Annotated in this window: 22 protein-coding genes and 1 tRNA gene; 9 read left to right on the plus strand and 14 right to left on the minus strand. The window is 63.8% G+C overall.

Features of this window, described 5'->3' with window-relative positions; translation table 11 throughout:
- Positions 1 to 143: 143 nt before the first annotated feature.
- From mbfA to IVB45_RS03165, 7 genes are all read right to left on the minus strand, one after another.
- Positions 144 to 1,115 carry an iron exporter MbfA gene (gene mbfA, locus IVB45_RS03135; protein WP_027570114.1) on the minus strand — a complete coding sequence of 324 codons (972 nt, stop codon included), beginning with the start codon at positions 1,113 to 1,115 and terminating at the stop codon, positions 144 to 146.
- Between the two features lie 62 nt (positions 1,116 to 1,177).
- Entirely contained in the window at positions 1,178 to 2,329 is a 1,152-nt protein-coding gene (locus IVB45_RS03140) for an alpha/beta hydrolase (RefSeq protein ID WP_247362889.1), read from the minus strand.
- Positions 2,330 to 2,462: 133 nt separating this feature from the next.
- Positions 2,463 to 3,332 (minus strand): MBL fold metallo-hydrolase, encoded by an 870-nt coding sequence (locus IVB45_RS03145; protein WP_247362888.1) that lies wholly within the window; start codon positions 3,330 to 3,332, stop codon positions 2,463 to 2,465.
- Positions 3,333 to 3,348: 16 nt separating this feature from the next.
- Positions 3,349 to 4,545: a serine hydrolase gene (locus IVB45_RS03150; protein WP_247362887.1), complete on the minus strand. Its 1,197-nt coding sequence runs from the start codon at positions 4,543 to 4,545 to the stop codon at positions 3,349 to 3,351.
- A gap of 19 nt (positions 4,546 to 4,564) precedes the next feature.
- A complete protein-coding gene (locus IVB45_RS03155; RefSeq protein ID WP_247362886.1) occupies positions 4,565 to 5,176 on the minus strand; it encodes a glutathione S-transferase family protein in 612 nt (203 codons plus the stop codon).
- Positions 5,177 to 5,320: 144 nt separating this feature from the next.
- A complete protein-coding gene (locus IVB45_RS03160; RefSeq protein ID WP_247362885.1) occupies positions 5,321 to 6,163 on the minus strand; it encodes a fumarylacetoacetate hydrolase family protein in 843 nt (280 codons plus the stop codon).
- A 72-nt stretch (positions 6,164 to 6,235) separates the two neighbouring features.
- Positions 6,236 to 7,141: an MBL fold metallo-hydrolase gene (locus IVB45_RS03165; protein WP_247362884.1), complete on the minus strand. Its 906-nt coding sequence runs from the start codon at positions 7,139 to 7,141 to the stop codon at positions 6,236 to 6,238.
- Between the two features lie 123 nt (positions 7,142 to 7,264).
- Here IVB45_RS03165 and IVB45_RS03170 point away from each other — a divergent pair, with 123 nt between their 5' ends.
- Positions 7,265 to 7,744, plus strand: a complete 480-nt coding sequence (locus tag IVB45_RS03170) for a DUF3775 domain-containing protein (protein WP_247362883.1) — start codon at positions 7,265 to 7,267, stop codon at positions 7,742 to 7,744.
- A gap of 12 nt (positions 7,745 to 7,756) precedes the next feature.
- Here the strand turns inward: IVB45_RS03170 and IVB45_RS03175 are convergent, their stop codons facing one another.
- The 3 genes from IVB45_RS03175 to IVB45_RS03185 all read right to left on the minus strand — a co-directional run bounded on the left by IVB45_RS03175 (position 7,757) and on the right by IVB45_RS03185 (position 10,165).
- Positions 7,757 to 8,746 carry an NADPH:quinone reductase gene (locus IVB45_RS03175; RefSeq protein ID WP_247362882.1) on the minus strand — a complete coding sequence of 330 codons (990 nt, stop codon included), beginning with the start codon at positions 8,744 to 8,746 and terminating at the stop codon, positions 7,757 to 7,759.
- Positions 8,743 to 9,525: an SDR family oxidoreductase gene (locus IVB45_RS03180; protein ID WP_027570121.1), complete on the minus strand. Its 783-nt coding sequence runs from the start codon at positions 9,523 to 9,525 to the stop codon at positions 8,743 to 8,745. Before IVB45_RS03180 ends, IVB45_RS03175 begins: the two co-directional genes overlap by 4 nt.
- A 127-nt stretch (positions 9,526 to 9,652) precedes the next feature.
- Positions 9,653 to 10,165 (minus strand): CvpA family protein, encoded by a 513-nt coding sequence (locus IVB45_RS03185; RefSeq protein WP_027515361.1) that lies wholly within the window; start codon positions 10,163 to 10,165, stop codon positions 9,653 to 9,655.
- A gap of 127 nt (positions 10,166 to 10,292) precedes the next feature.
- Between IVB45_RS03185 and IVB45_RS03190 the strand changes: the two genes are divergently transcribed.
- Complete coding sequence (locus IVB45_RS03190) at positions 10,293 to 11,054, plus strand: SDR family oxidoreductase (RefSeq protein WP_247362881.1); 762 nt, start codon at positions 10,293 to 10,295, stop codon at positions 11,052 to 11,054.
- A gap of 63 nt (positions 11,055 to 11,117) precedes the next feature.
- On the opposite strand, the gene IVB45_RS03195 is transcribed toward IVB45_RS03190, so the two are convergent.
- Together IVB45_RS03195 and IVB45_RS03200 are read right to left on the minus strand one after the other, a co-directional pair.
- On the minus strand, positions 11,118 to 12,710 hold the full coding sequence (locus IVB45_RS03195; RefSeq protein WP_247362879.1) for a choline dehydrogenase: 1,593 nt from the start codon (positions 12,708 to 12,710) through the stop codon (positions 11,118 to 11,120).
- Positions 12,711 to 12,830: 120 nt separating this feature from the next.
- On the minus strand, positions 12,831 to 14,300 hold the full coding sequence (locus IVB45_RS03200) for a coniferyl aldehyde dehydrogenase (protein WP_247362878.1): 1,470 nt from the start codon (positions 14,298 to 14,300) through the stop codon (positions 12,831 to 12,833).
- A gap of 311 nt (positions 14,301 to 14,611) precedes the next feature.
- Between IVB45_RS03200 and IVB45_RS03205 the strand changes: the two genes are divergently transcribed.
- Together IVB45_RS03205 and IVB45_RS03210 are read left to right on the plus strand one after the other, a co-directional pair.
- Positions 14,612 to 14,688, plus strand: a tRNA-Met gene (locus IVB45_RS03205).
- Positions 14,689 to 14,974: 286 nt separating this feature from the next.
- Complete coding sequence (locus IVB45_RS03210; protein ID WP_247363191.1) at positions 14,975 to 15,874, plus strand: alpha/beta hydrolase; 900 nt, start codon at positions 14,975 to 14,977, stop codon at positions 15,872 to 15,874.
- Positions 15,875 to 16,017: 143 nt separating this feature from the next.
- Here IVB45_RS03210 and IVB45_RS03215 read toward each other — a convergent pair whose 3' ends face one another.
- Positions 16,018 to 16,509 carry a hypothetical protein gene (locus tag IVB45_RS03215; RefSeq protein ID WP_027570125.1) on the minus strand — a complete coding sequence of 164 codons (492 nt, stop codon included), beginning with the start codon at positions 16,507 to 16,509 and terminating at the stop codon, positions 16,018 to 16,020.
- A gap of 291 nt (positions 16,510 to 16,800) precedes the next feature.
- Between IVB45_RS03215 and IVB45_RS03220 the strand changes: the two genes are divergently transcribed.
- The 3 genes from IVB45_RS03220 to IVB45_RS03230 all read left to right on the plus strand — a co-directional run bounded on the left by IVB45_RS03220 (position 16,801) and on the right by IVB45_RS03230 (position 21,920).
- The gene (locus tag IVB45_RS03220; protein ID WP_247363189.1) at positions 16,801 to 19,854 is read left to right on the plus strand and encodes an adenylate/guanylate cyclase domain-containing protein; all 3,054 of its coding nucleotides are present in this window, start codon (positions 16,801 to 16,803) and stop codon (positions 19,852 to 19,854) included.
- 313 nt (positions 19,855 to 20,167) lie between these two features.
- Positions 20,168 to 21,385, plus strand: coding sequence for an OpgC domain-containing protein (locus IVB45_RS03225; protein ID WP_247362877.1), 1,218 nt, complete (start codon positions 20,168 to 20,170; stop codon positions 21,383 to 21,385).
- A gap of 46 nt (positions 21,386 to 21,431) precedes the next feature.
- Positions 21,432 to 21,920: a DUF2059 domain-containing protein gene (locus IVB45_RS03230; RefSeq protein ID WP_247362876.1), complete on the plus strand. Its 489-nt coding sequence runs from the start codon at positions 21,432 to 21,434 to the stop codon at positions 21,918 to 21,920.
- 47 nt (positions 21,921 to 21,967) lie between these two features.
- On the opposite strand, the gene IVB45_RS03235 is transcribed toward IVB45_RS03230, so the two are convergent.
- Positions 21,968 to 23,170, minus strand: coding sequence for an ABC transporter substrate-binding protein (locus tag IVB45_RS03235; RefSeq protein ID WP_247362875.1), 1,203 nt, complete (start codon positions 23,168 to 23,170; stop codon positions 21,968 to 21,970).
- 212 nt (positions 23,171 to 23,382) lie between these two features.
- On the opposite strand from IVB45_RS03235, the gene IVB45_RS03240 reads away from it, so the two are divergent.
- Positions 23,383 to 24,996 (plus strand): acyl-CoA synthetase, encoded by a 1,614-nt coding sequence (locus IVB45_RS03240; RefSeq protein ID WP_247362874.1) that lies wholly within the window; start codon positions 23,383 to 23,385, stop codon positions 24,994 to 24,996.
- 16 nt (positions 24,997 to 25,012) lie between these two features.
- Entirely contained in the window at positions 25,013 to 26,020 is a 1,008-nt protein-coding gene (locus tag IVB45_RS03245) for an NAD(P)-dependent alcohol dehydrogenase (RefSeq protein WP_247362873.1), read from the plus strand.
- Positions 26,021 to 26,071: the final 51 nt, after the last annotated feature.

Here is a 26,071-nt window from a genome sequence, read left to right on the forward strand (position 1 = left end):
AAGACGGAACGCGGTGAGCCAAGCAACCATTCGCAGTCATCGCCCGGCTTGACCGGGCGATACAGTATTCCACCGGCGCAGATCGGATACGGAGAGGTCGCGGCGTACTGGATGCCCCGGTCAAGCCGGGGCATGACAACGTCCTACGCCGCTCCGATCAAAATCCCCACCGCCAGCACGATCGCGCCGCCGAGCACGATCTGGAACACGGCCTGGAGAAACGGCGTGTCCATGTAGCGCGCGCGGATGAAGGCGATCGCCCACAATTCGAAGAACACGACAATTCCGGCAATTCCGGTCGCGATCCAGAATGCGTTGGACCAGGTATCGGGCACGAGATAGGGCAGGGTGTGCCCAAGCCCGCCGAGCGTCGTCATCAAGCCGCAGGTGAGACCTCGCAGCCAGGGTGAACCTCGACCCGTCAGCGAGCCGTCGTCGGACAGCGCTTCCGCAAAACCCATGCTGATGCCGGCGCCGATCGAGGCGGCGAGGCCGACCAGAAATGTCTGCCAGTTCTGATGCGTGGCGAACGCAGCCGCGAACAGCGGCGCCAGCGTCGAGACGGAGCCGTCCATCAGGCCGGCGAGACCTGGCTGCACATATTGCAGCACGAACATGCGCCGGTTGGTGCGGTCTTCTTCGGCGCGCACGTCTGAGCTCAGGATCTGGTCCGTCAGCTTGGCGGCCACCTCTTCGTGGCCTTTCTCGGCTTCGGCCAGATCGCCGAGCAGGCGGCGCACGCCGACATCCTGCGCCTGTTCGGCGGCCTTCACGTAAAAGCGCTCGGCCTGCAATTCCATTGTCTCGACTTCCCTGCGGACGGTGTCGAGCGGCAGGTTTTTGGTGAGCCAGACCGGACGACGGCGCAGGAAGCCTTTGACGTCCTCGCGGCGGATCGGGGGCAAATGCGGACCGAAACGCTGCTCGTACATTTCCAGCAGCATGTGACGATGGCCGCGCTCTTCCTCGGCCATCTGCTCGAAGATCTTGGCCGAGTCCGGATAGCGCTCCTTCAGGTCCTCGGCGAAGCTCATATAGATGCGGCTGTCCTCCTCCTCGGAGGAGATCGCGACAGCAAGCACTTCGCGTTCGGTCAGATCGGCAAAATTCTTCACGGCCACCCTGCCTATATAGTTTAGAATAGTTCTAAACTATATAGGACGCCGAAGTTCCCGGGTCAAACCACGCCGCGGCTCTTCGCCAGGAAATCGAGCAGCAGACGGCTCACCTCGGCCGGTTGCTCCTGCTGCACCCAGTGACCGGCGCCGTCGACGAGGTGGCAGCCGAGCAGCTTCGTGCAGGTACGCGCCTGCATGGCCTCGAACACGCCGGGACGCTGGTAGGTGCCCCAATCCTGCTTGCCCGAGATGAAGCAGGAGGGAACGTCGATGTTGCGGCCGGCCAACAATTGGAGCTGGCTGTTGAATGCACCCGATGTGCCGCAGCGATACCATTGCAGGCCGCCCTGGAATCCGGTGCGGCCATATTCGGCGCTGTAGTAAGCGAGCTCGCGGTCGGGCAGCCATTGATTGGCGGCGATTGCGGCCGGCGAAGGCATCTCCTTCGCGACCGTCTCGGCCATGGTCTCGTTCAGGTCCATCACATAATAGGTCGGCAGCTTCGCAAGCTCGTTCGCCGACCAGGATTTCAGCGGATACGGCTTGTTGTCGGTCCAGTCCGCGCTCTTGTGATGATAGTAGGCGCGCAGGAAATCATGCACGCCCTGCGGCGCGCGGTGGATGTCGGCATTGGCCGGACGTGTCGCATAGTACCACTGATAATGCTTGCGCGGACGCGGCAAGGCGGCGAGCTCGCGATGCACGGGGTCTTCGGCCGGTGGCTTTGCCGGCGTGTCGACCGTGTTGAACGGCAGCGGCGGCGCTCCGCCGAACGGCGCGCTCATCATCGCCACCGAACGAAATACGTCAGGCCGCATCAGCGCGCACCAGGCCGCGACCGGACTGCCGAAATCATGTCCGACCAAATCGACCTGCCTGTATCCGAACGCCGACACCAGCCCGAGCGCATCCCGCACCAGGTTGAAGAGCGAAAACGGCGCGAGGTCGCCGTCGTACTCCGCGCTCGATCCCGTCGTCCGGCCATAGCCGCGCTGGTCCGGCGCGATCACGTGATAGCCGGCCGAGCTAAGCGCCGGCATCACCTTGCGCCAGGAGAAGGCGAGCTCCGGAAAGCCGTGCAGCAGCAGGATGCAGGGCCGGCCCTTGGTCTCGAAGCCGGCCTCCAGCACGTGCATGCGCAGGCCGTTGATGTCGTCGACATAGCGTGAGCGGATGCCGGCGGGCAGCGGGATGTCGGGGAGGTCGGTCATTGCTTTCTCCACACGGGTGGAATCGTAGGGTAGGCAAACGCGTGCTTCGCGCGCCGTACCCACCATCATTCTACAACGCGTTTGGCATGGTGGGCACGCTTCGCTTTGCCTACCCTACGGCATCTCGGCTAGATCACACCGCCGCGCAGACGAACCCGCTGCCCTTGCGCCGGATCTTTCCCACCGACGGCGATGGGAAATGCGCGGTGCAGCACAGCGTGTCGGTGTCGCAATAGCGTTCCAGGAAGCTGCGGCGCGTCGTTGCCGCCATGGCCTGATCGAGGTCGAACTTGACCGACAGCTCCGGATAGAGCATCTGCAACGGCGAGTGCATGAGGTCGCCGGAGAACACGGCCTCGTCCTTGCCGCGGCCCATCGTGATGGCGATATGGCCCGGCGTATGGCCCGGCGTCGGCAGGATGCGGACGTGATCGCCGATCTGGTGATCGTTGCCGACGAGCTCGTGGCGTTTGGCCTCGACCACCGGCAGCACGCTGTCGGCGAAGGGCGGCACCTCCGCCTTCGCGTTCTGCTCGCTCCAGTGATCGAACTCCTGCTTGGCGAAGACGTAGCGCGCTTTCGGGAAGGTCGGCACCCAGCGGCCGTTCTCCAGCCGCGTGTTCCAGCCGACGTGATCGACATGCAGATGCGTGCACATCACGAAGTCGATGTCGCCGACCGAGAAACCTGCGGCGGCGAGACCGCGCAGATAGGCATCATCAGTCTTCATGTTCCATTTCGGCCGCTGCGGCCGGGGCTTGTCGTTGCCGATGCAGCTGTCGACCAGAATGGTGTAGTGAGGCGTCTTGATCACGTAGGACTGGAAGCACAGCATCAATGTGTCGCTGTCATCCAGGGCTTTCGCCTCCCTCATCCATGCCCGGTTCTCGGCCAGCAGCTCCGGTGTCAGTCCCGGCAGCATCTCCAGCGCCGGGACGAACGAGGTCTCCTGCTCGATGATGCGATGGATGGTGAGATCGCCGATCGCGTATTTCAGGCTCATGCTCGCTTCCTTGCACTCACCGTGCATCACGCACGGACGGAATGACGATGTTGGAGAGGACGTCGATCGCGGCCAGCCCTTCCTTCGGCTGGCCGTATTGGGCAGCGGTGGTCATCATGACGAGATCGAGCTCGGGCACGATGAAAATGCGTTGTCCGCCCCAGCCGAAGGCGCCAACCCATTTGATTTCCCTCCCGCTGGCCAGCGAGCGGCCCATCCACCATTGATAGCCGTAGAACAGCGTGCCGCCGAAATAGCCGATCGCCTGGAACCGCGGTGCGATCGATTGTGCAATCCAATCGGCCGAGACGATTTGTTGGCCGTTCCACCGGCCGCGATCGAGCACGAGCTGGCCGAGCTTGGCGGCATCTCGCGGACGCAAGCGCAGGCCGGCGGCCGCCGCGATCTTGCCGTTCTTCAAATAGGCCTTCCACTCGAAATCGGTGATTCCGAGCGGCTGGAACAGCACCTCGCGCGCAAACGTCTCCAGCGGCTTGCCGGAGACGCGTTCGAGGATGTTGCCGAGCAGTTCAGTCCCGCCGCCATTATAGGTCCAGAGCACATCCGGCGGCGCGGCGACGGGCCTTGCGAGCACATAGCCGATCGGATCGACCTCAAAGCCGAGATGCGGCTCGTCGTTGTTCGGATCCGTCCAGGCCCGCGCCTCGTCCCATTTCATTCCCGAGGACATCGTCAGCAGATGGCGCAGCGTAATAGCCTCCCAGCCCGCCTGCTTCACAGCCTGATGGTCGGGGAAGAATCTGAGCACAGGTTCGTCGACGCCTTCGATCAGCTTGCGATCGAGCGCGATGCCGACGAGCAGCGAAACGACACTCTTCGATGCCGAGCGCATGTCGTGCTTTGTCGTCGCGGTGAATTCGCGCTGGCCTTCCGGTTGTCCCCAGGGTTGGTCGTAGCCGGCGAAGTATTGCTCGAAGACGAGCTTGCCGTGGCGCGCGACGACAACCGAATGGACCGAAGTCGCGCGTTGCCCGAGTCGTGCAGCGATGCCACAGAGTTGCGCGCCGTCCATGCCGACGCTGTCGGGCGACGCAGCCGTCCAGCCGTCGTCGGTTGACGATGGCGGTTCGCAGGCGAGGTTTCGCTGTCCAGGCACCATGCCGTCGGCTTGCACGGAAGTGGTTGAGACGGTCAACGCGAGCACGAGGCTCGCGCCGAGAATGCCGAGGCGGGCGAAGCGATCGTGCATCATCCTCTCCGCCGTCGCGATACTATGCCGCGGGCGGCACCGAAATCTTCACGGAGGGCCGCTCCAGCATCTTCTGGTGGAAGGCGTCGAGCTTCGGATAGGCCTTGCGCCAGCCGCATTCGGCGAAGCGGAAGTCGGCATAGCCGAGCACGCAGACCAGGCCGATCTGCGAGATGTCGAACGGGCCGTTGAGGACATCGGGCATGTTCTCGAAGCGCGCCATGCCGGTCCAGGCCCGGTTCCAATGGTCGTCCGACCACGCCTGCCATTGCAGGCCCTGCGGCCGCACCATCTTCTCGTAGCGGCACAGCAGCATGGAATCGAGCATGCCGTTGATCAGGGCATGATTGGTCTTGGCCTTCCAGCGCCGCGGACCGTAGTCGGGGATCAGGCTGCCGCCGGCCATCTCGTTGAGGTATTCGACGATGACGTAGGAGTCCAAAATAACATCGCCATCATTGGTGATCAGCACCGGCAGCTTCTTCAGCGGCGTGATGCGCGAATAGTCCTCGTTGGCCTGACCCGGTGCCACCGCTGCCGGCGTGAACTCGATCTTGTCGATCAGCCCGAGCTCGATCGCGGCGATGCGCACCTTGCGGGCGAAGGGCGAGGCGGGGGAGAAGGTGAGCTTCATGGCGAGTATCCAAAAAATAAAAGTTTTGCTTCGTCATTGCGAGGAGCACTTGCGACGAAGCAATCCAGACTGTCTCCGCGGATGGATTAGTGGATTGCTTCGCTTCGCTCGCAATGACGGTGTGGCGGCAGTGATGATCGCGGCTTACGCCGCGACGATCTCCTGGCGCTGCTCGCCGAGGCCCTCGATGCCGAGCGTGATGACGTCGCCGACATTGAGGAAGGTCGGCGGCTTCATGCCGAGGCCGACGCCGGGCGGGGTGCCCGTCGTGATGATGTCGCCCGGCAGCAGCGTCATGAACTGCGAGACGTAGGAGATGCACTTGGCCATCGAGAAGATCATGGTCTTGGTCGAGCCGGTCTGGCGGCGCTGACCGTTGACGTCGAGCCACATCGGCAGGTTCTGCACGTCCTTGATTTCGTCCTTGGTGGCGAGCCAGGGGCCGAGCGGGCCGAACGTGTCGTGCGACTTGCCCTTGGTCCACTGACCTAGGCGCTCGATCTGGAAGGCGCGCTCGGAGACGTCGTTGCAGACGCAATAACCGGCGACGTGGTTGAGCGCGTCGGCTTCCGAGACGTATTTTGCGCGCGTGCCGATGATCGCGGCGATTTCGACCTCCCAGTCGAGCTTGGTCGAGCCGCGCGGCTTCTCGACGGGATCGTTCGGGCCGGACAGCGAGGTGTTGGCCTTCATGAAAATGATCGGCTCGCTCGGGATCGCCGCGCCGGTCTCCTTGGCGTGGTCGCTGTAGTTGAGGCCGATCGCCACGAATTTCGACATGCCGGTGACGGGGGCGCCGAACCGCGGCTTGCCGGAGACGGCGGGCAGCGAGGCGGGATCGAGCGCCGCCAGCTTCTTCAGGCTCTCGGGCGCATAGGCCTCGCCGGTCAGGTCCTTCACATGCGCCGACAGGTCGCGCAACTGGCCGGATTTGTCGATCAGGCCGGGCTTTTCCGCACCCTTCTCGCCATAACGAACAAGCTTCATTCTCGTTTCTCCCTGGACTGGACCGATCGGTTGAACAGCTTCATGGAACAGGGCGGCGGGAAATTCAACCGCTCAAAGAGGGCGCATTGCAGCCCTCTCAATTCGGGAGGTTCGTCCGGGGCACGAGACCTGGGCCAGCGCCTCGAACCTGAACGCGTCCCCGTCCTGGCTGATATGCCCGGCCGAAAAATGCCCGCCGATCACCAGCGTCGGGGTCTCGGCAAACCGGCCGAACAATTCGCGCCGCGTCGCGGCAGATTGGCTCTGATCGGAATCCGCGGTCGAGGACCAGCCGAGATGCGCCATCTGGCAGGGATGATGGGCGACGTCGCCCGTCAGCAGTCCCTGCTCGCCGTCCGACTGGATCAGAATGCTCATATGCCCGGGGCTGTGGCCGGGGGTCGGGATCATGCTGATCTCGTCGCTGAGCCGGTGGTTGCTCGCGACCAACTCCGCCCGCTCTGCATCGACGATCGGCTCCACGGAATCGCCAAATACCGCCCGCTTGTCCGGCTCGGTGGAATGGTCGCGCCAATGCTCATACTCGGTCTTGCCGAAGACATAGCGCGCGTTGGGGAAGGTCGGCACCCATTTGCCGTCGACCCATTTCGTGTTCCAGCCGACATGGTCGACGTGAAGGTGCGTGCACAGCACGGTATCGATACTCTCGGGCGGAAAGCCCGCCGCAATCATCGTCTCCAGGAACGGTGTGGTGCGATTGTTCCAGGTCGGGACGTTGCGGCCCTGCTTGTCATTGCCGAGCCCGGTATCGACCACGATGCGGCGCGTCGGCGTCTCCACCACCAGCGAATGGATCGACATTTTCAGCCGGCCTTCTTCCGTGGCGAAATGCGGGATCAGCCAAGGCAGCTTCTGGATTTCTGCATTGCTCGCCAAGGGCAGAATGAAGCGGGTCGAGCCGACCGTCTCCAATTCCACGACTTTGGTGATTTTGACCCTGCCGACCTTCCACTGCATCCGGCGCATCCTCATGTTCTTGCTTTGGCGGGGAACATGCGCAGTTTCGCGGGCAGGCGCAATGGATCATCTGACGCGGTGCGGCGTTATCGCGGGAACCCAGGGAAAGACAAAGGGCCAGCCATGCCAGAGCTTGCGATTTCCGCGGAGAAGGTCGCCTTCATCATCGAAAAGGCGCGTGAATTCGACGTCAAGCAGGCGGATTCCGATCCGGATTCCGGCTCGAATGCGACGGATGATGGTGCGGTCGACGTCCTCGAGGATGACGGCTCCGATCCGGTGGTCAACGAACTCGGAAGTTTCATCGTGGCTATGAACGAGGACGAGCAGATTGATCTCGTCGCGCTGACCTGGCTCGGCCGCGGCGACGGCACGATCGACGACTGGGACGATCTGCGCGCACGCGCGGTGGAGGCGCGCGCCGAGTATCGCAGTCCCCGGCGCGAGACGGCGCATTATCTCCTCGGTGAGCCGATGCTGGGCGATCTGCTCGCCGACGGGCTCGACGAATTCGGCGTCGACTGGACCGACGGAAACCCAGTCGCCGATTCATCCAGTCCGAGCCAGCGGGACGAAGACGAGCCCACCAAGCAACAGCGGTGATTCCGGCCGATATCAGCGCGCGCAGTCAACGACCACGGTGCCGAGCTTGTCGCCTTTCTCGACGGCGACATGGGCTTGCGCCGTCTCCGACAGCGCAAACTGCGCCGCGACATTGTGGATTCGCGGCCCCGCTGCCAGCCATTTCGAGATGTCGGCCTGCGCCGCCGCGAGCAGCGCCGGCGGCAGCGCGAACAAGACGAGCGAGCGGAGCGTGATGCACTTCTCCATCAGCTCGCGCATCGGCATGGTCGGCGTGCGGTTGCCGTTGGTGGCGTAGACCGCGATTGTCGAATTCATTGCCATCAACTTCAGGGTCGTCGCGATGTTGCCGCCGAAATCGACATCGACCAATTGGTCGACCCCGCGTCCGCCGGTGAAGGCCATCGCCTTGGCAACGACGTCTTCGTCCCTGTAATTGACCACGAGATCGGCACCAGCTTGTCGCGCCTGCTCGCCTTTCATCGCCGAGCTGACGGTCGCGATCACCTGCGCGCCGCCCCATTTCGCGAGTTGCACGGCGTAATGCCCGACTGCACCCGCGCCGCCGGTGACCAGCACGGTCTTGCCGACGATCGGTCCGTCCGCAAATAGCGAGCACCACGCCGTCATAGCGGGAATGCCCAGCGTCGCGCCTTCCGCAAAAGTGAGGTTGTCCGGCAGCGGCGTCACCAGATGCTCGGCAAGCGCGATATGTTCGGCCGCGGTGCCAAAGGCGCGGCCGTTGCGCTGGCCGTTGAACAGCCAGACCCTGTCGCCGATCTTGAACCGCGTCGCGCCATCGCCGGCCTGGTCGATAAACCCCGCGCCATCGCTGTTCGGAATGACGCGCGAAAATTCCTTCGCGCGATAGCTGCCCCCGCGCCGGCCGACATCGGCCGGATTGACGCCGGAGGCTTCCAGGCGAATACGAACTTCGCCTGGACCTGCGACCGGCGTCGCCATCTCACCATAGGTGAGGACGTCCGCCGCCGGTCCTGTCTCCTCGTACCAGACCGCCCTCACAGCGTTCCCGGGAAGGCACCGCCATCGAGCAGAAGGTTCTGACCGGTGATGAAGCCGGCCCTGCTGCCGCACAGGAAGGCGCAGGCGTAGCCGAACTCGTCGGGATCGCCGAAGCGGCCCGCGGGATTGAGCTTGGCGCGCTCGGCCAGAACCTGGTCCGGCGTGATGCCGCGCTTCTCGGATTCCCCCTTCGCGGTGCTGCGCAGGCGATCGGTCTCGAACGGGCCCGGCAGCAGGCCGTTGATGGTGACGTTGTTGATCACGGTCTTGCGCGACAGGCCGGCGATGAAGCCGGTGAGGCCGGCGCGCGCGCCGTTGGAGAGACCGAGAATGTCGATCGGCGCCTTCACCGCGGCCGAGGTGATGTTGACAATGCGGCCGAACTTGCGCGCCATCATGCCGTCCACGGTCGATTTGATCAGCTCGATCGGGGTCAGCATGTTGGCGTCGATCGCCTTGATCCAGTCGTCGCGGGTCCAGTTGCGGAAATCGCCGGGCGGCGGTCCGCCGGCATTGTTGATCAGGATGTCCGGCTCGGGGCAGGCCTTCAGCACGGCCTCGCGGCCCGCCGGCGTCGTGATGTCGCCGACAATCTCGGTAACGGTCACATCAGGATAGGCCTTGCGGATGTCGTCGGCCGTCTTCTTCAGGGCCTCGGCGCCGCGCGCGGTCAGCGTGACGTGAACGCCAGCCTCGGCCAGCGAGATGGCGCAGGCGCGTCCGAGGCCTTTGCTGGATGCGCAGACGATGGCGCGGCGACCTTTGATCCCAAGATCCACTGTTTCACTCCCGTAATGTCATGCAGGTTTTTAGAGCCGCTATTCTAGCCAACCTTGGCGCCGCTGATAAGGGATTGGCTCGCATCAAAATGCATGCGCGCTTGCCCGGCGATGCAAATGCGCCTCATCAGATGCGCCGCTCCTGCTTGAGGCGGTCGATCGCGGAGGCCGCCTCCGGCGGCAGCGACTTGAAGCCCATCCGGCCGGCCGTCGAGAACAGCGGCCGCAGGTGCGAGCCGGCGAGAAACGGCGGCTGGCGGTTGGCCGGCACGATCTGGTCGAACACAAGCACCAAGGTGGTGGCGACGAGGCCGACCCTGATGGCGCCGAGCGCTGCGCCGCCGAGCCGGTCGCCGATGCCGGCCTGCCGTATCGTGTCGCTCAGCGCCAGCCGGCCGAGATATCCAAACAGCATGCCGACCACCACGAAGATACCGAAGAACCAGATCCAGTTCTGCAGCAGCGGCGCGTTCGGATTGCTCGCGACCTGCGGGACGATCAGCGGCATCAGCGCGACGGCGATGGGGGCGGCGAGGAGATAGGCCAGGATCGTCATGGCGCTGCCGAGCAGGCCGGTCCTGAAACCGAAGCCGATCGCGATGGCGAACGCCGCATAGACGGCGAGATCGAAACTGTTCATGCGCGGGAGCCTGCCATGGAACGAGTGAACGCAGAACCGATCATTCCGGTTTCAGATCGTTAAAATCGTCTGTATTGATGGCCAAAAGCTCAGGGATCGCCCGAAGGAAAGCGTCAAGGAAAGCGTCATGTCAGACCTATTCGACGTTAGTCAGGAAACCATCCTCGTCACAGGTGCGAGCCAGGGCTTGGGGCGGCAATTTGCCCGGGTGTTGGGGGCACATGGCGCGGCCGTCGCGCTCGCGGCGCGGCAGACCGACAAGCTGAAGAGCCTGGAAAACGATATCCGCGGCAAAGGCGGCCGTGCCGCCGCCGTCGCACTCGACGTCACCGACACCGCATCGATCGCCAGGGCCGTCGATGCCACGGAAGCCGCGCTCGGCCCGGTCACGGTGCTGATCAACAATGCCGGCATCGCCATCGAAAAGCTCGCGACCGAGCAGACCGAGGCCGATTGGGACGCGGTGATCGGCGCCAATCTCAAGGGCGCCTATTTTCTCGCGACCGAGACCGCGCGCCGCATGATCGCGCGCAAGCAGGCAGGCAACATCGTCAACATCGCCTCCGTGCTCGGCACCGGCGTGCTGAAGGCGCTGTCGCCTTACGCGATCTCCAAGGCCGGCATCATCCAGGCGACCAAGGCGATGGCGCTGGAGCTTGCGGGGCAGAGTATCCGCGTCAACGCGCTGGCGCCCGGCTACATCGACACCGAGATGAACCACGCGTTCTGGTCGACGCCGCCGGGCGAGCGCCTGACCAAACGCATCCCACAGCGCCGCATCGGCGCCGAGTCCGATCTCGACGGCGCGATCCTGCTGCTCGCGTCGAAGGCCTCGCGGTACATGACGGGCAGCGTGGTGACGGTGGACGGCGGGTTCTTGTTGAATTGAGCGCACCGCTGTCGTCCCGGCCTAGTGCGCAATTGCGCACTAGGCCGGGACGACGAGGTAGAGTCACCGCATCTCCGCCCTGATCATATCCGCCGCCTTCTCCCCGATCATGATGGTCGGCGCATTGGTGTTGCCGCCGATCAATGTCGGCATGATCGAGGCATCGACGACGCGCAGGCCTTCGACGCCGTGCACCTTCAGCGCCGGATCGACCACGGCCATGGCGTCGGTGCCCATCTTGCAGGTGCCGACGGGGTGATAGACGGTGTCGACACGCGCGCGCAGGATGGCGCGGATGTCGTCGTCCGTTCTCACATCGGACGTGAACATGTCCTTCTTCTGCAACGCGCGCATCGCGGGCGTCTCCATCAGCCGCCGCGTGGTCTTGAAGCCGGCGACCATCGTCTCGAGATCCTCCGCCTCGCCCAAGAAGTTCGGATCGATCATCGGCGCCGCCAGCGGATCGGCGCTTTTCAGCCAGACGCTGCCACGGCTCTTCGGTCGCAACAGGCAGACATGGCACGAGAAGCCCGCCTCCTTGTGCTTCTTGCGGCCGTGGTCGTCGAGCATCGCGATGATGAAGTGCAGCTGGATGTCGGGCACATCGAGATCGGTTCGGGTTTTCAGGAAGCCGCCACACTCGGCGAAATTGGTGGTCATCAGTCCGCGCCGGTCCCCGCGATATCGCTGGATGGCGCGGAGGAGGGATGGCAGCCGGCCGAGCGATGAGTGGACGAAGTGCGGGTAGTCGGAGGCGTAGACGAACACGAAATCCGGATGATCCTGCAGATTGCGTCCGACGCCCGGCAGGTGATGCACGACGCCGATACCGTGCGCGGCAAGCGCCTCGCCGTCGCCGATGCCCGACAGCATCAGCAATTGCGGCGACTGGAAGGCGCCGGCGGCGAGGATCACCTCGCGGCGGGCGCGCAGCTGCTTTGTTTGCTTGCCCTGGACATATTCGATGCCGACCGCGCGCCCACCTTCGAACAGGATGCGCGTGGCATGCGCCTGCGTCTCGACACGCAGATTGGCGCGCTTGCCCATGTGCGAATTCACATAGGCTCGCGCCGCGCTCCAGCGCTCGCCATTATGCTGCGTCACCTGGTAGCTGCCGAGCCCTTCGTGGTCGTCTTCATTGAAGTCCTCGCGGATGCGGAACTGCGCCTCGCGGGCGGCCTGATGGAAGATTTCGTGGATCGGATTGTCCGAGCGCAGCCTGTTGACATGCAGCGGGCCGCCCTTGCCATGATACGCGCCGTCGAAATCGGCGTTGTTCTCCGAGCGCTTGAAATAGGGCAGTACTTCCGCGTACGACCAACCGGCATTGCCGAGCGAGGCCCAGTGGTCGTAGTCCCATTTGTTGCCGCGGATATAGACCATGGCGTTGATCGCCGAAGATCCGCCGAGCCCCTTGCCGCGCGGTTGATAGCCGACACGGCCATTCAATCCCTTCTGCGGCACGGTATCGAAGCCCCAGTTCGCGACCTTGTATGGCAAAGCGAGTCCGAACGGCGTGGTGATCCGCCAATTGTCGTTCCGTCCGCCGGCATCGAGCAGCGCCACGGATGTCCCCGCATCCTCCGACAGCCGCCCCGCCACCGCGCAGCCGCCGGAGCCCGCGCCCACAACGACGAAATCGAATGTGTCCGTCACTGATGTTTCCCCCTGCATTCATTCTTTCCGTCATTGCGAGCGCAAGCGAAGCAATCCAGACTTTTGCCGCGGAGGGATTCTGGATTGCTTCGCTGCGCTCGCAACGACGAATGTTGAAACCTACGACATGAACCGCATCATCTTCTCCAGCCGCGCGATCTTGCCGCCGTAGGGCGGATAGAGGTCGGCGAGGCGGTTGAATTTTGAGCGGTAGAACACCGGCTTCAGCTTGCTGAACGTGCGAAAGCCCCATTCACCGTGATAGGCGCCGGTGCCGGATGCGCCGACGCCGCCCATCGGCTGGTTGATTTGCGCGAAATGAAAGAGGCAGTCATTGATGGTGACGCCCCCGGAGACGGTCCGCGCCAGCACCTCGTCGCGCGCAACGTGGTCCTTGCCGAACCAGTACAGCGCCAGCGGCCGGTCGCGGGCGTTAACGAAGGCGATGGCGTCCGCCGGTTCGCGATAGCCGAGCACGGGGAGCACAGGACCGAAAATCTCCTCCTGCATGACCGCCATGTCTGCGGTTGCGCCCACGATCAGCGTCGGCGGGAATTTGCGGTGCGCTTTCCAGTTGGGATCGTCCGCCTTCGCCGGCTGCAGGATCTTGGCGCCGCGGCGTGCCGCATCCGCAACGAGAGTCTCCAGCCGGGCATAATGCCGGTCGGAGATCACGGAGGTGTAGTCCTTGTTGGCGGGGTCGGTGCCGAACATGCGTCGCATCTGCGCGCGCACTTTTTCGGCGAAGGCCTGCAGCGAGCGCTCGGGCATCAGCACATAGTCCGGCGCGATGCAGGTCTGCCCGGCATTGAGCAGCTTGCCGTAGGCGATGCGTTCGGCGGCCTCTTCGAGGTCGGCCGAGGCGTCGATGATAACAGGCGACTTGCCGCCGAGCTCGAGCGTAACCGGCGTCAGATTGCGCCCCGCGGCCTCCGCCACCAGCCGTCCGACCCGGGTCGAGCCGGTGAACACCAGATGATCGAACGGCAGCGATGCGAAGGCCTTCGCGACCTCATCCTCGATGCCGGTGACGAGCACTTCCGCAGCGTGGAACCGCGCGGCGACCGTCTCCTTCAGCAGGCCTGCGAAGTGCGGCACGAGCTCGCTCGGCTTGATGATGACGCGGTTGCCGGCGGCGAGCGCGCCGATCGCGGGCGCGAGCGTCAGCTGGAGCGGATAATTCCACGGCGCGATGATGCCGACGACGCCGAGCGGCTGCGGCATCAGCCGATTGCGCGCGGGCAGGAATTGCAGCGCCGTCGAAACGCGCTGCGGCGCCATCCAGCTCTTGAGGTGCTTGGTGGCATGGCGGATCTCGGAGAACACCATCATGGTCTCGGCGATGGTGGTCTCGACCGCGCAGCGGTGGCCGAAATCCGCCGAGATCGCCTGCCGGAAGCGCTCCTCGTTGTCGGCGACCACGGCGCGCAGCCGCGCCAGCCGGTCGAGCCGCTCGGCGAGGCCAGGCGCCGGCTCGGCCCGCGACCGCGCGACCATGGCATGGCAGGCGTCTTCGAGGCCCCGAAGGGGGGCGCTCGGCGGGGGGCGTTCCAAGAAGCGATCCGAGGGGCGATCCAAGCCGTGGTTCATGGCGTTCTCCCCCTTGAAGTGGCGTTTCCGCCTGGTTTGTGGCCGCAAGCTGGCCCCTTGTGGAACTTCTGGCAAGGGCGGGCCAAACAGGCCGCAAATTCGTCCACCGCGCTGTCATAAAGTCGAAAAAAACGTCCCCGCAGCCCTTTCCAAAGGCAGCCCGGGTTGGTACATACCGCCCGCACCCAACGGGCTTTGCCCGGGGTTGCCTTCCAAGGAAGCCTTCGGGACGGACGAAGCAAGCCACGCGAACAGCGCCGGCCCTTCATTCACCGTCCCCGGCACTTTCACGAAGGCAAGGCAACGGTTAACGCGGGGTGGAGCAGCCCGGTAGCTCGTCAGGCTCATAACCTGAAGGTCATAGGTTCAAATCCTATCCCCGCAACCAAGTTCGGACCTTACCGGTCCCGACACGAAAATGGCCCGCCTCGCGCGGGCCATTTTTGTTTTGGGTGTCCTCGAGCATGCATGTCCTGCTTTGGCTGAGCCTTGGTTCGTTCGGACCATGCCGAAGCACGTCCCGTCGCCGTCGGTGGAGGTCCCGAGCGCAAGCGCGATCCGTCCAGAGCATGCCGTCCGGGAAGGAACCCAGGATGCCGCCGGGCGTCAACACGAGTCACCGGCGCGTCCGGTGCTCACTTGTTGGCTTGCCGTCGTTCGGAAGGAGAGGGCCAATGCAGTTCGAAGATTTCGAGGCCGCCGATGTTCGGGCGGATGAGACACGAATCTTCATCCGTCGCGCCGGTTCGGGGCCGGCCGTTCTCCTGTTGCACGGATTTCCGCAGACGCATCTGATGTGGCGCGACGTTGCGCCGGTGCTCGCGCAAAACTTCACCGTGGTCTGCGCCGATCTTCGCGGATATGGCCAAAGCGATTGTCCTCCCTCCAGCCCGGACCATGCGCCCTATGCAAAACGAGCAATGGCAAAGGACATGGTGTCCGTCATGACGAAACTCGGCTTCGACCGTTTTTCGGTCGCGGGCCATGATCGCGGTGGCCGTGTCGCCTATCGGCTCGCGCTTGATCACCGCGAACGCGTGCAGCGGCTTGCCGTCCTGGACATCGTTCCGATCGCCGATGCCTGGGAGCGCGCCGACAAGAACCTGACGGTCGGCTATTGGCCGTGGTCGTTGCTTGCGCAGCCTGAACCTCTTCCCGAGCGGCTGTTGTCGGCAGCCCCCGATGCCATCATCGATAATGCGCTGCATGGCTGGGGGTCTTCAGCTGGCAGCTTCAGTCCGGCGGTGCGGGCAGCCTATATCGACGCGTTGAGCGATGAGGCGCATGTTCATGCGATCTGCGAGGAATATCGTGCGGCCGCGACACTCGATCACGCGCACGATCTGGCGGACCGTCGTTCCGGCCGCCGAATTGACTGCCCTGTGCTCGTGCTCTGGAGCGGTCGCGGCCCTCTGAACGCGTGGTATGCGGGCGAGGGCGGCCCGTTGGGGCTCTGGCGGAGCTGGGCCGATGATTTGGACGGAAAGCCGCTTGATGGCGGGCACTTCTTCCCGGAGGAGCTTCCGCAGCAAACTGCGTACGAGCTGAACCGGTTTTTCGGAAGCGGCGGATAGGACCAGCGGCTTGGCCGTGCTGCTTCCTTCGACAGCTCTTGGCGAGCGCGAGGGCTGCCCCTTGGGGCGGGCGGCGATCGGAAGCAAACATTAAGCCCGCGCTAATGCGCAGGCGTAATGCGTTCTTGCGTACTATCCGAAGCTCAGGGTCTGTGCGGACAGACCATCGTCAGATTGAGCAGCGTGGGCGTCTTGCTGTCTGCCTCGTACTCCCACTCCAGTCGAATCTCGTGCCGGTCAGCGTCGCGATCGGCCGGCGCATGCGTGATGATGTTGGTCTTCATGGGAATCGGAGGCTCCGAGTTGAAGCACTTCCGGACACAGGCATCGAGCAACGCGCATCGCGTCAGGGGAATCACGTCCGGCTCGTCCTTCGACAGCGGTGTGGTATTCGGTTGGAACGTGAGATCGACGCGAGCGCGGCCCTTCTCCTTCTGCCAGTGCTTCGCGCTTCCCTGCGGCCACTTGCTCTTCGGCGTCAAAACTAGGTGATATTGGCCGTATTCCAATGTCGGGAGGTGGATATTTTCCGAGGCCTTGAGCTTCTTTACGCTCTTCTTCATGTTCTCCAACGGGTAGTAGTTGCCATTCATCAGGTCCTTAAATGGCTTACCCGTATATACTCTCATGCCCATGTATTTTGCCCCTCAATGAGTACTTGGCTTCCCCGGGAAATGTGCAGCTCCGCGAAGCTTGACGACCACAACACGAGCCTGGCGGCTCGTCATACGCAGCCTGTTTTTCGCGCAGCTTTCGGCAAGCTACCACCTGGGACTGTGAATCGTCCAGATCAGCAACCGGTTCGAGGATGTTTGCCCAAGATGAGCCGCATGCCCCGTTGCTAACCAGGTTTCCATAAGCGATCTTATTGCTTCGTTCGCAGAGGCCGACCGACGATGCCGCTGCAAGGCCTTGAAAGCACGGGAATGCATTGCGCGGCATGTCAGTCGACGATCGACCCTGGCGACAGCCGGTGTCCCAATTGCGGTGCAGGCGTGCAACGTTCCGATCCCGACAGCGAACGACGGTTCGTCACGATTTTACGGGCCGATGTGATTGATTCCACCGGGCTTGTTGCCGAACTGGATCCGGAGGAGGCGGTCTCGCGCCTGGAGCCGGCCCTGGCGTCCATGAGAGGCGCGGTTCGGCAGTTCGGCGGCATCGTCAGCAAGGAGCTGGGCGATGGGCTTGCCGCGGTGTTCGGCGCCCCGATCGCGGATGACAATCATGCCCCGATGGCCTGCCACGCCGCGATCGAGCTCGTCCGCCGCGTCGCAAGCCTGGGTGACCCCGGACTTCAGGTGCGGGTCGGTCTCCACTCTGGCCATGTCGTGGCCTACATGGTCGCCAGCGAGTTCTCCAAGGTTTACGAGATCGGGGGCGCCGCCCAGCATCTGGCCGCTCGGTTGGAGGCGGCGGCAGAGGCGAATCAGATCTACGTCTCGGAGGCCTGTCAAAAGCTCGCCGAGGGACATGTCCGGTTCGAATCATTGGGCGACAAGTCCCTGCGCGGCTTCAATCAGCCCGTGCCGGTCTACCGGATCGTGGGCGCGAGCGACCTGTCGAGCTGGCGGGTACGGCGGGCGCGTAGCGTTTCTCGCTTCGTCGATCGCACGATTGAGCGGGCTCTGCTGGAGCGCACCTCCGGAAACGCCAGGACAACCCGGCAGAGCGTCCTGCTGCTGGGCGATGCGGGTATCGGAAAATCGCGGCTTGCGCACGAGTTTGCCCAGCAGCTGAGAGCGGATGGCTGGCGGTTGATCGATGCGGAATGTAGCCCGAACCTCCAAGGCGCGCCCTTCAGCACGCTCAAGCGGCTCTTGCTCTCGATCCTGGAGGGGACAGCAAGACACCCCGGCAGTCCAAGCGATCCTCGGGACGATCTGCCGGCGATACAACAGTGCGCCCTCGACGCAGTGCTCGACCTACCGATATCGAATCCGTACTGGGACGAGCTGGAGCCTCACGCACGGGGACAAGCGATCGCAGACGCAAGCTGTGCCCTCGTTGGAAGCCTGGCCCATCGCCAGCCAACGGTAGTCTTGCTCGAGGATCTGCACTGGATTGACCGTGCGAGCGATATCGTCGTAGCCGCCGTTGCGTCGCTACAGGCGCCCGGTCTTCTCGTGCTGTTCACCTCCCGGCCGAATGGCATGCCGGTCTGGATCGCGCGCTGTCACGCCGAGATCGTCGCGATGCGGCCCCTCGACGACGATTCGGGGTTGGCCATGCTGGCAGACATGCTTGGCTCCTCGGAGACCAACGCCGATTTGAAGAGCCGGATCATTTCTCATACTGCCAACGTTCCCCTGTTCATCGAGGAGGTCTGCCGCGGGTTGAAGGATAGCGGCACGCTGCGTGGCCAATGGGGCGATCTTGCGCTCGTGCGTCCGATCGACGAACTCGGCATTCCCAGCAGCATCCAGGGCGTGATTGCAGCGCGCCTCGATCGGGTATCGAAGCAAGAACGGTCCATTCTGCAGATCGCCGCCACTTTGGGGCCGAGATCGAACGAAGCCTTGCTTGAAAAGATCGCAGCCCTGTCTCGTGACGTTCTCCAGGGGTGCCTCGCGGCGCTCGATCGCGCTGAGTTGCTTGTCAGGATCGATAGCGAATTGGAGAATTCCCTGGAATTCCGGCATGAGATGGTCCGGCAGGTCACCTATGACTCGATGGTCGAAAAGGTACGCGAAGACATCCATGCGCGCGTTCTTTCGGCCCTGGAGGACAGCGAAGGCAGTGCCGACGATCCCGACAAGCTCTGCTACCACGCCACGCGGGCGAAGGATTGGGACAAGTCGTTCAGCTATGGCAGGGCTTCGGCGAGAAGATGTCTGGCGCGGTCGGCATTTGCCGATGCGGCTGACTATTTCGAGGTAGCCATGAGGTCTTTGGACATGATGCCGGCGAATCCCTTGAGGGAGGCGAGCGCCGTGGATGTTCGTATCGAGGCGCGTGCGGCATTCATTGCGTCTGGCCAGATTGCCGAATGGCTCAACCTCGGCAAGGAGGCTGAGCGTCGCGCCGATGCGATCAACGACATCGGACGGAAGGTGGCGGCCATGACGGTCATGGCGGCTGCACAAAACTTCTACGGCACGCCCATCGAAGCGATCACCCTCGGTGAGCGAGTCGCGCACCTCGCGGAGGAGTGGGGTAATCCTGGATGGCTCAATGCCGCGCACTACGGGCTCGGACAGGTGTATTTTCTTGCCGGGCGCTACCGTGAAGCTGATCGATTTTTCGCCCGGAGCTGCGCTCAGCTGATGGGGCCGGAGCCCAGCGCGCCTTTCGGCTCGACACCGAAATACGCATTGTTGCTCTGCTGCATGATGAGCAGCATTACCCACACCGTCATGGGCGAGCTCGATGCCGCCGAACAACTCCAGCAACAAGCCGCCGCGATCGCGGAGGAGACGGGCCGGCCCTATGACCGCGTCGCCGCCGCCTACAGCGGCGGCTGGCTGAAGCTCGGCCGCGGCGAGCCGGCGGCGGCCGCGGCCATTCTCGAGGATGGTTTTGTCCTGGCGCAGAAGCACGGCATCCGGCTGTTCGTGCCGGTGCTCGCCTGCCATCTCGGCATGGCCTATCTGGAGCAGGGGCGGTTCGACCGGGCGCGCGGCATGCTGACGGAGGCGCGTGAGGAGGCCAAGGCCGTCGGCTATACCTCGGCGGTGCTACGCAGCTCGATCTACCTGGCGCTCGCCACCCACCGGCTCGGCGACGTCCAGGCCGCGCAGAACATGCTGCGCGAGGCGCGCAACACCGCGCGGCAACAGGGGTTCTCCGGCCTGGAGGCGGAGGCGCTGTTCGGCGAGGCCGTGGTGACGCCGCCGTCGGATGCGGAGGCCAAGGCGGCGATCCTTGGCGCCGTGCGCGCGACCGTCGCGATCGCCGCCGAGAGCGGCGCGCTGCCGCTGCGGCACAAAGCCGAGGCGATGCTCAACGAGATGCAGGCGGCGGGTGACGAGCTCAGCTGACGGTAGCGGCGGCCGGGCTGCCATCGCGGCCGAAATCTGCCCGACGCGTCAAATAAATTCAGCAGGCGTCGCAAGGAGTTAGCTACTGTGCATGGGGTTGTTTTCGCCCTTTTATCTTGAAGGGCCCTTCATGGCGCGGCGCAGAGGACGGCACGCTGGTGCGGCCCGCTCCGATGACTATGCCCTTGCACGCGCAGCAAGGTCGGCTACCGTCGGCCCTGGCCACACGGCCAGGCGACTTTTGATTTCAATTTTTTAGCATTCGATTTTCCGGCGCCGCGACGGCGCGACGCCCACCGAACGAGGCGGGGCCATGATCACACGGGACCAGTCAGCGCTGCTCGCGCCGGTCGAGCGCGACCTGCGGCTCGATCTCTTCCGCGGCATCGGTCTGTGGATGATCTTCCTCGACCACATCCCGCACGACGTCGTGGCTTGGCTGACCTTGCGCAATTACGGCTTCAGCGACGCCGCCGAATTCTTCGTCTTCATCTCCGGTTATCTGGTCGGCTGGATCTACGGGCCGATCGTCGCGGGCGGCTGGTTTCTCGCCGCCCTGAAGCGGCTGTGGCGGCGCGCGGTCGAGATGTATGTCGCCCACATCATGCTGTTCCTGCTGTTCACGGCGCAGATCGCCCGCACCGCGCGCCGCTTCGACAATCCGATGTACGAGCACGAGTTCAACGTGTTCAATTTCCTGTCGCATCCGGACGAGCTGATCGGGCAAGCGATCCTGTTGAAGTACAAGCCGGTCAATCTCGACGTGCTGCCGCTCTACATCACGCTGGTGTTCGCCTCGCCTTTCATCGTGTGGTGCCTGGTGCGGCGGCCGAACCTGACGCTCGCCGCGTCCGTGGTGCTCTACGTGCTGGCGCGCTGGTTCGACTGGAACGTCGCCTCCTATCCGCCCGGCACGCACTGGTACTTCAACCCGTTCTGCTGGCAGCTGATGTTCGTGTTCGCGGCCTGGTGCGGCATCGGCCAGATCGACAAGATCGCGAAATGGGTGTGGTCCAAGGCGGCGATGGCGCTGGCTGCGGCTTGGCTCGCCTTCGCGCTGCTGATCGTGATGACCTGGCACGTCCCCGTGCTCGAAGCCCTGATCCCGAAATGGATGATCAAGGCGATCTACCCGATCGACAAGACCGACCTCGACATGCTGCGCTTCACGCATTTCCTGGCGCTGGCGATCTGGGTGACGCATCTCATCTCGCGCAAATGGCGGACCCTGCACGGGGCCTGGCTGCGCCCTGTGATCCTCTGCGGCCAGCATTCGCTGCCGATCTTCTGCCTCGGCGTCTTCCTGTCGTTCTCGGCGCACTGGATCCTGACGCAATACACCAAGGGGGTCTGGGAGCAGCTCGCGGTCTCCGTCGTCGGCATCGTCATCATGATCGCAGCCGCCTGGCTGCTCGACCGGGCCGGACGGGTGCCGAACCTGTTCGTGAAGGTGACGGAGATCGAGGAGGCCGACACCGTCCTGGAAAGCGCGCCCGCGGACAGGTCTGCCGTGGCGCCCGCGGGTCATTGAGGTTCGCCGGCCTGTATTTTGGCGGAGAGATCCAACGGAGAAGTTCATGTCCAGACTTGTGTTGACGATCGCCGCCGCCCTCCTGCTCCTGATTTGTGGTGCGTCGGCGCAAGCACCGTCGCCGGAGGCGATGAGCGCGGCGCGCAAGCTCGTGGTCACCTTGAAGATCGCGGACCAGTATCGCGCGCTGTTGCCGCAGCTCCTGCTCAAGCTGAGGCCCGTGATCGCGCAGGACAGGCCTGAGATCGAGCGCGACTATGACGCGGTGACGGCACCCGGTTCCGAGATCTACACCCCGGCCCTCAACTCGATGGTCGATCAGGTCTCAGCCCTCTATGCCCAGAGCTTCAGCATCGACGAACTGCGTCAGATCGAGGCTTTCTATGTCCAGCCGGCCGGGAAGAAGCTTCTGGAGAAGTCCGATGCGCTGGCGCAGGCAAGCGCGCAGATCGGCCAGGACCTCGGCCAGAAGACGGCCGACGAATTGAAGCAGCGCCTGATCGAGGCGCTGCGTCAGAAGGGGCACAAGCTCTGAGCTTACCGACAGGGCTCGCGACCCTATACCTTGTCCGTCCTGCTGGCTCACTTCACAAGAGGGCAGCCGCCGTCCTTCAGGGGCCGGAAGGCCTGGTCGGCAGCGACTTCGGCGAGCAGCTTGTAGTAGTCCCACGGGCCCTTGGACTCCTCGGGCTTCTTCACCTGGAACAGATACATGCTGTGCACCATGCGGCCGTCTTCGCGTAAGCTGCCGTTGTCGGTGAAGGCATCCTTCACCGGCAACTCGCGCATCTTGGCCATGACGGTTTTGGTGTCCCTTGTGCCGGCGGCCTGCACCGCCTTCAGGTAGTGCAGCGTCGCGCTGTAGGTCGCCGCCTGGTTCATCGTCGGCATGCGCTTGACGCGCTCCATGAAACGCTTGCCGAAAGCGCGGGTCTTGTCGTTGAGGTCCCAGTAATAGGCCTCGGTGATGATCAGTCCCTGCGCGAGCTTCAGCCCTAAGCTGTGCACGTCGGAGATGAACATCACGATCGCAGCCAGGTTCTGGCCGCCGGCGACGATGCCGAACTCACCGGCCTGCTTGATTGCGTTGATGGTGTCGCCGCCGCCGTTCGCAAGCCCGATGATCTTGGCCTTGGAGGCCTGGGCCTGGAGCAGGAAGGAGGAGAAGTCCGCGGTGTTTAGCGGATGCTTGACGCTGCCGAGCACCTTGCCGCCCGCGGCCCTCACGACGTCGCCGGTGTCGCGTTCGATCGAATGGCCGAACACATAATCCGCGGTGAGGAAAAACCAGCTGTCGCCGCCGTTCTTGACGATGGCGCTGCCAACCGTGTGTGCGTTGGAATAAGTGTCGTAGGTCCAGTGCGCGGTGTAGGGCGAGCAGGACTTTCCGGTAATGTCGGAGCTCGCCGCATCCGTCACGATCATGATCTTCTCGTACTGCTTCGACAGCTCCATCACCGCGAGCGCGGTGGCGGATGTCGGCAGGTCGATGATCATATCGACGCCTTCGGTCTCCCACCACTTTCGCGCGATGGTCGAGGCGACATCGGGCTTGTTCAGCACATCGGCGCTGACCATGTCGATAGGCTTGCCGAACATCTGCCCGCCGAAATCCTCGATCGCCATTTTGGTGGCCTCGACATTCCCCTGGCCTCCGATGTCGGAATAGACCGAGGAGAAGTCGGAGAGCACGCCGATCTTGAGCGGCGCCTGCTGGGCGAGAGACGGGCTGATCAGAAACGCAGTCAATCCGGCCGCTAGGGCGGCACGCATAATTCGGCACATGGCATTTCCCCAAACTCTATCGTTGGTGCACGAGGCTAGATTTGCCCCCCTGAAGCGTCAACTCTTGCGTAACGGCGCCGCGCTCGCTGGCTGATTTGACGCGGCCGGTTGCCCCGACTACGCTTTTGCAGAGAACAAGAAGCGGGTGAATGCGGTGGCCTGACCTGTGCTCAGGCGGCCCTCACGAAGAGAAAAAATCCAGGGGAACGGAAATGACCGGCGATATCGCAGCCACCATCTCGAAGGCCCGCGAGCATTCCATCGGCGACCTTCTGCGCCGCGCAGCGGGTCGCGATCCTGGCAAGCTCGCGGTGAGCTGCGGCCACGTGAGCTGGACCTTTGCCGAGATGGACGCGATCTGCAATCGGCTCGGCCGCGGCCTGCTTGGCCTCGGCGTGAAAAAGGGTGACCGCCTCGCCGTGCTCTCGCGCAATTCGCACGCCTTTGCGGCGCTCCGGTTCGCATTGGCCAGGATCGGTGCGGTGCTGGTGCCGATCAACTTCATGCTCAATCCGGACGAGATCAATTTCATCCTGAAGAGTTCCGGCGCAAAGCTGCTCGCGGCCGGCCCTGATTTCGTCGAGTCCGCGCGCGCGGCCAGCGCCAGGGATTGCGCGGTCGAGAAGATGATCTGGCTGCCGGGTGAGGATCCTGCCACGGCGCCCGCGGGCCTCACCAGCTTCGACGATCTCCTCAGCCCAGACGGCTCGTACCTCGAGGCGTCGGTCGACAGCCGGGATCTCGCACAGATCGTCTACACCAGCGGCACGGAGTCGCTGCCCAAGGGCGCGATGCTGACCCATGAAGCGGTGATGTGGCAGTATGTCAGCTGCATCATCGACGGCGGCATGACCGTGGACGACAAATTCCTGCACGCGCTTCCGCTCTATCATTGCGCGCAGCTCGATGTGTTCCTGGGGCCGCAAATCTATCTCGGCGCCTCCGGCGTGATCACGGACAAGCCGACCGCCGACAACATTCTGTCATTGATCCAGACGCACAGGATCACGTCGTTCTTTGCGCCGCCGACGATCTGGATCGCGATGCTGCGCTCGCCCAATTTCGACAAGACGGATTTGTCGACCTTGCAGAAGGGTTATTACGGCGCCTCGATCATGCCGGTGGAGGTGCTACTCGAACTCCAGCGCCGCCTGCCCAGCGTGAAGTTCTGGAACTTCTACGGCCAGACTGAGATCGCGCCCCTCGCAACCGTGCTGGGTCCTGCGGACCAGCTGCGCAAGGCCGGCTCTGCCGGCAAGCCCGTGCTCAATGTCGAGACCCGCGTGGTCAATACTTCAATGGAGGATGTGAAGGTCGGCGAGGTCGGCGAGATCGTGCACCGCTCGCCGCATCTGCTCTCCGGCTATTACAACGATCCGGTCAAGACGGCGGCGGCGTTCTCCGGCGGCTGGTTTCACTCCGGCGATCTCGCTACCGTCGATGACGAGGGCCACATCACCGTGGTCGATCGAGTCAAGGACATGATTAAGACCGGTGGCGAGAACGTCGCGAGCCGCGAGGTCGAGGAGATGGTCTACCGCATCCCCGCAGTGTCCGAGGTAGCGGTGGTAGGCCTGCCCGATCCGCGCTGGATCGAGGCAGTGACTGCGATTGTCGTGGTCAAGAGCGGCGAGAAGCTCGACGAGGAATCCGTCATCAAGTATTGCGCCGGCCAGATGGCGCATTTCAAGGTGCCCAAGCGCGTCATCTTCGTCGATGCCCTGCCCAAGAACCCGAGCGGCAAGTTGCTCAAGCGCGAGCTCCGCCAGCGCTTCGTCGGCGGCGAAACGCTCGACAAGGCGATCCAGAAGAATTTTGGGACCTGACGCGGAGCGCCCGACCATGAAAGTCTGGCAAATCGCGCGGGACTGGTCGATCGAGGGAATGGAGCTCGCCGATCTACCCGAGCCCAAGCCCGGTCCGGGGCAGGTCGCGGTGCGCATGCGGGCGGCATCGCTGAATTATCGCGATCTGCTCACGGTGCAGGGCAAGGGTGGCGTCACCAGATTGCCGCTGATCCCGTTCTCCGATGGCGCCGGCGAGGTGATCGCCGCCGGCGACGGCGTTTCCTGCGTAGCAGTCGGGGACCGCGTCTGCCCGATGTTCTTCCAATCGTGGATCGACGGAGCGGTTTCAGCCGCGAGCCGGCGCTACGCGCTCGGTGGCACGCGTCCGGGTGTGTTGCAGGAAGTCATGTTACTGGACGCGGAGGGTGTCAGCCGCATTCCGTCGCATCTCTCTTTCCAGGAAGCGGCGACGCTGCCTTGCGCCGGGCTAACCGCCTGGCGCGCACTGTTCGAGGAAGCCAAGGTGAAGCCCGGCGACACCGTTCTGGTGCAGGGTACCGGCGGCGTGTCGATCTTCGCATTGCAATTTGCCAAACTTGCAGGCGGGAGCGTGATCGTAACGTCATCGAGTGACGAGAAGCTCGAACGCGCTCGTGCGCTTGGTGCCGATCACACGATCAACTATCGCTCGGTTCCTGAGTGGGGCAAGGCCGCGGCAGAGTGGACCGGCGGCGGCGTCGACCACGTCGTCGAGGTCGGCGGCAAGGATACGTTCTCGCAGTCACTCGAGGCGGCGCGGATCGGCGGTACCATTCTGGTGATTGGCGTGCTCTCCGGCTTCTCGCAGCAGATCGCGATTCCAAGCCTGTTCTCCAAGAATTTGCACGTCATCGGCCTTTCTGTCGGCAGCCGCCGTATGTTCGAGGGTATGACGGGAGCGATTAGCCGCAATGGCATGAAGCCGGTGATCGGCCGCAGTTTTGCCTTCGATGCCGTGGGCGACGCGTTGCGGTTGATGCAGCAAGGCGGCCATTTCGGCAAGATCGTGGTGGAGTTTGGTTGAGCAGAATTCGGCGAGAGCTGCAGCGCGCAACTCGTCCTACATCGTCATTGC

The sequence above is a fragment of the Bradyrhizobium sp. 4 genome, from assembly GCF_023100905.1.
Classification (GTDB): domain Bacteria; phylum Pseudomonadota; class Alphaproteobacteria; order Rhizobiales; family Xanthobacteraceae; genus Bradyrhizobium.

Excerpts from the sequence above, each read along its gene's own strand:
- IVB45_RS03210 (WP_247363191.1), top strand. The coding sequence starts at position 14,975 with ATGCAGTTCGAAGATTTCGAGGCCGCCGATGTTCGGGCGGATGAGACA.
- IVB45_RS03155 (WP_247362886.1), bottom strand. The coding sequence starts at position 5,176 with ATGAAGCTCACCTTCTCCCCCGCCTCGCCCTTCGCCCGCAAGGTGCGC.
- IVB45_RS03220 (WP_247363189.1), top strand. The coding sequence starts at position 16,801 with ATGCATTGCGCGGCATGTCAGTCGACGATCGACCCTGGCGACAGCCGG.
- IVB45_RS03230 (WP_247362876.1), top strand. The coding sequence starts at position 21,432 with ATGTCCAGACTTGTGTTGACGATCGCCGCCGCCCTCCTGCTCCTGATT.
- IVB45_RS03185 (WP_027515361.1), bottom strand. The coding sequence starts at position 10,165 with ATGAACAGTTTCGATCTCGCCGTCTATGCGGCGTTCGCCATCGCGATC.
- IVB45_RS03160 (WP_247362885.1), bottom strand. The coding sequence starts at position 6,163 with ATGAAGCTTGTTCGTTATGGCGAGAAGGGTGCGGAAAAGCCCGGCCTG.
- IVB45_RS03235 (WP_247362875.1), bottom strand. The coding sequence starts at position 23,170 with ATGTGCCGAATTATGCGTGCCGCCCTAGCGGCCGGATTGACTGCGTTT.
- IVB45_RS03200 (WP_247362878.1), bottom strand. The coding sequence starts at position 14,300 with ATGAACCACGGCTTGGATCGCCCCTCGGATCGCTTCTTGGAACGCCCC.
- IVB45_RS03165 (WP_247362884.1), bottom strand. The coding sequence starts at position 7,141 with ATGCAGTGGAAGGTCGGCAGGGTCAAAATCACCAAAGTCGTGGAATTG.
- IVB45_RS03240 (WP_247362874.1), top strand. The coding sequence starts at position 23,383 with ATGACCGGCGATATCGCAGCCACCATCTCGAAGGCCCGCGAGCATTCC.
- IVB45_RS03245 (WP_247362873.1), top strand. The coding sequence starts at position 25,013 with ATGAAAGTCTGGCAAATCGCGCGGGACTGGTCGATCGAGGGAATGGAG.
- IVB45_RS03145 (WP_247362888.1), bottom strand. The coding sequence starts at position 3,332 with ATGAGCCTGAAATACGCGATCGGCGATCTCACCATCCATCGCATCATC.
- IVB45_RS03215 (WP_027570125.1), bottom strand. The coding sequence starts at position 16,509 with ATGGGCATGAGAGTATATACGGGTAAGCCATTTAAGGACCTGATGAAT.
- IVB45_RS03140 (WP_247362889.1), bottom strand. The coding sequence starts at position 2,329 with ATGACCGACCTCCCCGACATCCCGCTGCCCGCCGGCATCCGCTCACGC.
- IVB45_RS03150 (WP_247362887.1), bottom strand. The coding sequence starts at position 4,545 with ATGATGCACGATCGCTTCGCCCGCCTCGGCATTCTCGGCGCGAGCCTC.
- IVB45_RS03170 (WP_247362883.1), top strand. The coding sequence starts at position 7,265 with ATGCCAGAGCTTGCGATTTCCGCGGAGAAGGTCGCCTTCATCATCGAA.
- IVB45_RS03225 (WP_247362877.1), top strand. The coding sequence starts at position 20,168 with ATGATCACACGGGACCAGTCAGCGCTGCTCGCGCCGGTCGAGCGCGAC.
- IVB45_RS03190 (WP_247362881.1), top strand. The coding sequence starts at position 10,293 with ATGTCAGACCTATTCGACGTTAGTCAGGAAACCATCCTCGTCACAGGT.